This window comes from Streptomyces sp. SAS_281, assembly GCF_052542855.1.
This window is the reverse complement of the sequence record NZ_JBMNDO010000221.1, coordinates 1-4,727: the sequence shown is the minus strand read 5'-3', so window position 1 is coordinate 4,727 and position 4,727 is coordinate 1. Positions and strand designations below refer to the sequence as shown.

General features: G+C 74.8%; 6 protein-coding genes. 4 read left to right on the top strand and 2 right to left on the bottom strand.

Annotated features, from left to right (window positions below; translation table 11 throughout):
* The 3 genes from ACN6LM_RS37535 to ACN6LM_RS37525 all read left to right on the top strand — a co-directional run.
* Positions 1-375, top strand: a 375-nt coding sequence (locus ACN6LM_RS37535; protein ID WP_458576029.1) for a dienelactone hydrolase family protein, incomplete at its 5' end; no start/stop codon positions are given.
* 229 nt (positions 376-604) lie between these two features.
* Positions 605-1,669, top strand: coding sequence for a tetratricopeptide repeat protein (locus tag ACN6LM_RS37530; protein ID WP_445069903.1), 1,065 nt, complete (start codon positions 605-607; stop codon positions 1,667-1,669).
* Positions 1,666-2,712 (top strand): polyprenyl synthetase family protein, encoded by a 1,047-nt coding sequence (locus tag ACN6LM_RS37525; RefSeq protein WP_445069902.1) that lies wholly within the window; start codon positions 1,666-1,668, stop codon positions 2,710-2,712. The genes ACN6LM_RS37530 and ACN6LM_RS37525 overlap by 4 nt, the downstream gene beginning before the upstream one ends.
* A gap of 44 nt (positions 2,713-2,756) precedes the next feature.
* Here the strand turns inward: ACN6LM_RS37525 and ACN6LM_RS37520 are convergent, their stop codons facing one another.
* Entirely contained in the window at positions 2,757-3,197 is a 441-nt protein-coding gene (locus ACN6LM_RS37520; protein WP_445069901.1) for a DUF2000 family protein, read from the bottom strand.
* A gap of 88 nt (positions 3,198-3,285) precedes the next feature.
* On the opposite strand from ACN6LM_RS37520, the gene ACN6LM_RS37515 reads away from it, so the two are divergent.
* Positions 3,286-4,107 (top strand): AraC family transcriptional regulator, encoded by an 822-nt coding sequence (locus ACN6LM_RS37515; RefSeq protein WP_445069900.1) that lies wholly within the window; start codon positions 3,286-3,288, stop codon positions 4,105-4,107.
* Here ACN6LM_RS37515 and ACN6LM_RS37510 read toward each other — a convergent pair.
* Positions 4,065-4,577 (bottom strand): mycothiol transferase, encoded by a 513-nt coding sequence (locus ACN6LM_RS37510; RefSeq protein WP_445069904.1) that lies wholly within the window; start codon positions 4,575-4,577, stop codon positions 4,065-4,067. The genes ACN6LM_RS37515 and ACN6LM_RS37510 overlap by 43 nt on opposite strands.
* Positions 4,578-4,727: the final 150 nt, after the last annotated feature.

The window sequence follows — 4,727 nt, the reverse complement described above, 5'->3', positions numbered from 1 at the left end:
GTGCGGGGCCGCGCGCCCGGGCCCCTCGGCGTGTTCGGTGCGAGCACGGGCGCGGGGGGCGCGCTCCAGGCGGCGGCCGTCGTGGGCGCGGACCGGGACACGGGCTTCGGGGCGGTCGTGTCGCGGGGCGGCCGGCCGGATCTGGCGGGTGCCCGCCTGAGCGAGGTCCGCTCCGCCACGCTGCTGCTCGTGGGAAGCCGGGACACCGGGGTACTGGACCTGAACCGCCGGGCCCAGGCGGCGCTGTGCTGCGAGAACCGGCTCGACGTCGTCCCGGGCGCGACGCACCTCTTCGAGGAACCGGGCACGCTGGACTACGTCGCCGAGCGGGCCCGCGCGTGGTTCGTCGAGCACCTGGCCGAGGGGTCCGCCTGACGCGGCCAGGAACGCGCCCGGTCCGCCGTTCCGACGACAATTTCCGGGGCGAGGCAACCCCGGGCGCCGATCCGTGGTCTTGATCCACAGCAAGGCGGCACGCCGCACACACGACCACTCTCGCCCCTCCCCCTGAGCACGGACCGGGAATCCGGCCAACTATGCGCTATGTGTATACATGCACTGCATAGTCATGGCCGAGGCCGCCGTGCCCGCGCGAAAGGCTTCCATGCACAGCAAGGCACTGGCGCCCGAATACCAGGGCGCCCTCACCAAGATGTCCGTGAACGCCTCGCTCACGGACGTACTCGCCGAGGGCGTACGCCACTTGGCCGAGGCCGAACGCTCCGGCTCCGCCCGGGAAGTGGCCCGCGCGGGTCTCGCCGTGGCCGAGGCGCACCGCAGGCTCGGCCAGGTCCGGGACGCCGACGCCGCGTGGAAGGCGAGTTACCGCGCCGCACGCGCGGCGGACGACGCCGGGGCGATGGCCTGGGCCCTGTGGAGCGGCGGCACGCTGGCCCGCCAGCGCGGCCGGCTCCGGCTCGCGTTCCGGCTCCTGGGCCTGGCGGCGGACATGGGCAAGCGGGGCGGTGACGTCGTCGCCCGGGGCTACTCGCTCGCCGGCCTCGCGGAGACCGGGCGCATCCAGGGCGACTACCGGACCGTCGCCGCGCTGCACGAGCAACTGCTCGCCGAGGCGCGGGCACGCGGCGAGGCCCGCCACACCGTCTGGGCCCTGGAGGGCATCGCGCAGATCCACCGCAACACCGGCTCCTTCGACACCGCCCTGGCGATGTTCGAGGAGGCGGCCCAGCTGGCCGGTGACGCCGACGACCGACGGGGCCGGGCCTGGGCGCTGCGCGGCATGGCCGACATCATCTCCGTACGCGACAACGACCCGGACCGTGCGCTGGAACTGCTGGCGGAGGCCGAGGTCACCTGCCGCGAGATGAAGTTGTCGAGCGCCCTGGCGTACAACCACAAGATGCGCGCCAACGTGCTCTACCGCGCCGGACGCCATGAGGAGGCCCGGCAGGGCTACGCGGGGGCGCTGGAGGAGTTCCGGGCGATGGCGGAGCCCCGGGGCGAGGCGCTGGCGCGGCTCGGACTGGTGAAGTCGCTCGCGCGGCTCGGCCGGGACGCCGGGGAGACGGCCGCCGACCTGGACGCCCTGCGGGCCACGCTCGACCGGATCGGGCTGCTCAACGCCCGGGACATGGTCGACCGGGCGTACACGGAGCTGGGCGTGGAGCGCACTGGGGACACGGCGGCGGCCACGGGCGGTGGGCGATGACGTCTCCGACGGCCTCCCCGGTGACCGCACCGCGGATTCTGGCCCGCTGCCGCGCCCTGACCCGCCCCGCTCTGTCCCGGGCCGTGCGCCGACTGCACCCGTGGCACGCCGAGATCACCGCGTTCTCGCTCGGGTGGGACGGGGTGGACGGCGACGATGTGCCGGGCGCCCAGGGCAAGGGCGTACGCCAGGCACTGGCCGTGCTCGGCGCGGAGGCCGTCGGGGCGGAGGCCCGGGACGCGCTCCCCGGAGCGGTCGCCGTCGAGCTGATCCACACCTTCTCCCTGCTCCACGACGACATCATGGACGGCGACGAGACGCGCAGGCGGCGCGCCACCGCGTGGAAGACCTACGGAACCGGTCCGGCGGTCCTCGCGGGGGACGCGTTGTTCGCCCAGGCGGTGCGGACGCTCACCGACGCGCCGGGCAGGCAGTGCGCGCCGGCGCTGCGGCTGCTCGCCGGAACCCTCACCGACCTGGTGCACGGCCAGGCCGACGACCTGCTCTTCGAGACGCGGCCCTGGACCGGTCCCGACGCCGTTCGGGCGCACGAGTACCGGCAGATGGCCGAGCGCAAGACCGGGGCGCTGCTCGGCTGCGCCGCCGGTCTGGGCGCGCTGCTCGGGGGCGCCGGGCGCACGGAGGCCGACGCGCTGGCCGCGGCGGGACGCCACCTGGGCGTGGCGTTCCAGGCGGCGGACGACGTGCTGGGCATCTGGGGCGATCCCGCGGTCACGGGCAAGCCGGTGCACGGCGACCTCGGGCGCGGCAAGAAGACCTACCCGGTGCTCGCCGCGCTCGCCGCCGGCGGACCGGCCGCGACCGAGCTGGCGGCTCTGCTGCGCGGCGGCCCGCTGGACGAAGAGGCGGTGGGGCGGTCCGCCGCGCTGGTGGAGGAGGCCGGCGGGCGGGCGGCCGCCACGGCGGAGGCGCACGGTCACCTGGAGCGGGCGCGGGCCTGCCTGGAGAGCGTTTCGTCGGCGCCCGACGCGCTGGAGGAGATGCTCACGCTGTTCCCGTACGTCGTGGACCGCGCCCTGTGACGCCACCGCGCCGCCCCTCGTTCCGGCGGGCGGCGCGGCCGTCGTCACCGGTGCATCGACGCACCCCTGAGGATCTTGTCCACCGCGTTGCGAGGCCCGTGCACGGCGATCCCGACCAGGTCGAGCGAGTTCCGGTGCACCGCGCGGACCGCTGCGCGGTTGTCGCGGTCGTTGCCCGTCGCGAAGAGGTCCGAGGTGAACACGGACAGCGCGACGCCCCGGCCGACGGCACGGGTGTGGGCGGTGGTCAGCATCTCCTTCGGGCCCTCGAAGACCATGACCGGCTGGCGGAACATCGGCAGGTACGGGGTGTCGTCCGCGTCGGTGCAGGGCTCGCCGATCAGTTCCGGGGCGACTGTGCCGAGGCCGCTGACCAGGAAGGCGGTGACGTTCAGGCGCTGCCAGGTCTCCAGGTCGTTCCTGAGCAGCACGGCGATCTTGGTGTCGAAGCGTACGGGGGCGGGGGCGGTGGTCTCAGCTGTCATGCCCCGAGCCTGCCGGGCCGCCCGGGGCCGGGTCTTGTACGAACTTTGCACGTCGGGGAGCGGTGCCCGCCCGGCGTACGATCGGCGTATGGCCGCAGCACGTCCCGAGATCACCGCGTGGTCGCCACCCGTGGAGGGGATCGCCGAGGTCTTCCACGCGCGTTTCACCGACCACGCGTACCCCATGCACACGCACGACGCATGGACGCTGCTGGTCGTGGACGAGGGCATGGTGCGCTACGACCTGGACCACCACGAGCACGGTGTGCTCACCCACACGGTGACCCTGCTGCCGCCGCACGTCCCGCACAACGGTGCGGCGGCCACCCCCGAGGGCTTCCGCAAACGCGTGCTGTACCTCGACACCGGCCAGGTGGACGAACGGCTGATCGGCCGGGCGGTGGACCGGCCGGTGCTGCACGACCCGGCGCTGCGCAGCCGTATCGACCGCCTCCACCGCACGCTCGCGGCCCCGGGCGACGAGCTGGAGGCGGCGAGCCGGCTCGCCCTGGTCGCGGAACGGCTCGCCCAGCATCTGGGCGGCCGGGTCGGCTCCGCCCCGCACGTCCACGACGGCAGGCTCGCGCACCGGCTGCGCGAGCTCCTCGACGCGACCTACGTCGAGGGCGTCACGCTCCAGGAGGCCGGTGCGCGGCTGCACGCCCATCACACCCACCTGGTACGGGCGTTCAGCCGGGAGTTCGGGATGGCGCCGCACCAGTACGTCACGGGCAGGCGGGTCGACCTGGCGCGGCGGCTGCTGCTGCGCGGGGTCCCGGCCTCGGTGGTCGCCGGGGCGGCGGGTTTCTACGACCAGTCGCACCTGACCCGCCACTTCAAGCGGATCGTGGGTACGGGCCCGGGGCACTACGCGCGGCGTTCGAGCACTCCGCGTACGAAAGCGGCCTGACCCGCGTGCTGGAGGTCGTCCGACAGGACGCTGACCAGCCGCACCCCCAGGGTGACGGGCGGGTCCCACCCCTCGTCCACGACGCGGCCCAGCGCATGGCCGTCCAGGCCGCGGATGTAGGCGAGCGTGTTCTCGTGGACGGCGTCGTAGTACTCCAGGAGCAGATCGGCCGAGCCCACGCGGACGGCCGCGACCTGCTCGCTGCTCTGCCCGTACCCGGTGGCGTCGGCGGGGAGGGGCAGGTCGAAGCGGCCGGCCCAGTCCTGGGCGGTCCAGAGCTGTTCGGTGCCGGCCGCGTCCGCGATGTGGTCGTCCTGGACGCGGGTCAGGTGCCAGACCAGCCAGGCGATCGAGTTGGCGTCGTCGTCGAGCCGGGCGTGGAGGTCGTCGGGGTCCAGGCCTTCGACGGCCGCGTGCACGGTCTCCTTGATGCGGGTGTAGCCATCGGTCAGGATGTCGGTGACGTTCATGCGTTCCACCATGGCCGTTCCCCTTCCCCCGCGCGGCCACCGACACGCACCGGGGCGGGGGGGGGGGGGGGGGGGGGGGGGGGGGGGGGGGGGGGGGGGGGGGGGGGGGGGGGGGGGGGGGGGGGGGGGGGGGGGGGGGGGGGGGGGGGG

Excerpts from the sequence above, each read along its gene's own strand:
- ACN6LM_RS37530 (WP_445069903.1), top strand. The coding sequence starts at position 605 with ATGCACAGCAAGGCACTGGCGCCCGAATACCAGGGCGCCCTCACCAAG.
- ACN6LM_RS37515 (WP_445069900.1), top strand. The coding sequence starts at position 3,286 with ATGGCCGCAGCACGTCCCGAGATCACCGCGTGGTCGCCACCCGTGGAG.
- ACN6LM_RS37525 (WP_445069902.1), top strand. The coding sequence starts at position 1,666 with ATGACGTCTCCGACGGCCTCCCCGGTGACCGCACCGCGGATTCTGGCC.
- ACN6LM_RS37520 (WP_445069901.1), bottom strand. The coding sequence starts at position 3,197 with ATGACAGCTGAGACCACCGCCCCCGCCCCCGTACGCTTCGACACCAAG.
- ACN6LM_RS37510 (WP_445069904.1), bottom strand. The coding sequence starts at position 4,577 with ATGAACGTCACCGACATCCTGACCGATGGCTACACCCGCATCAAGGAG.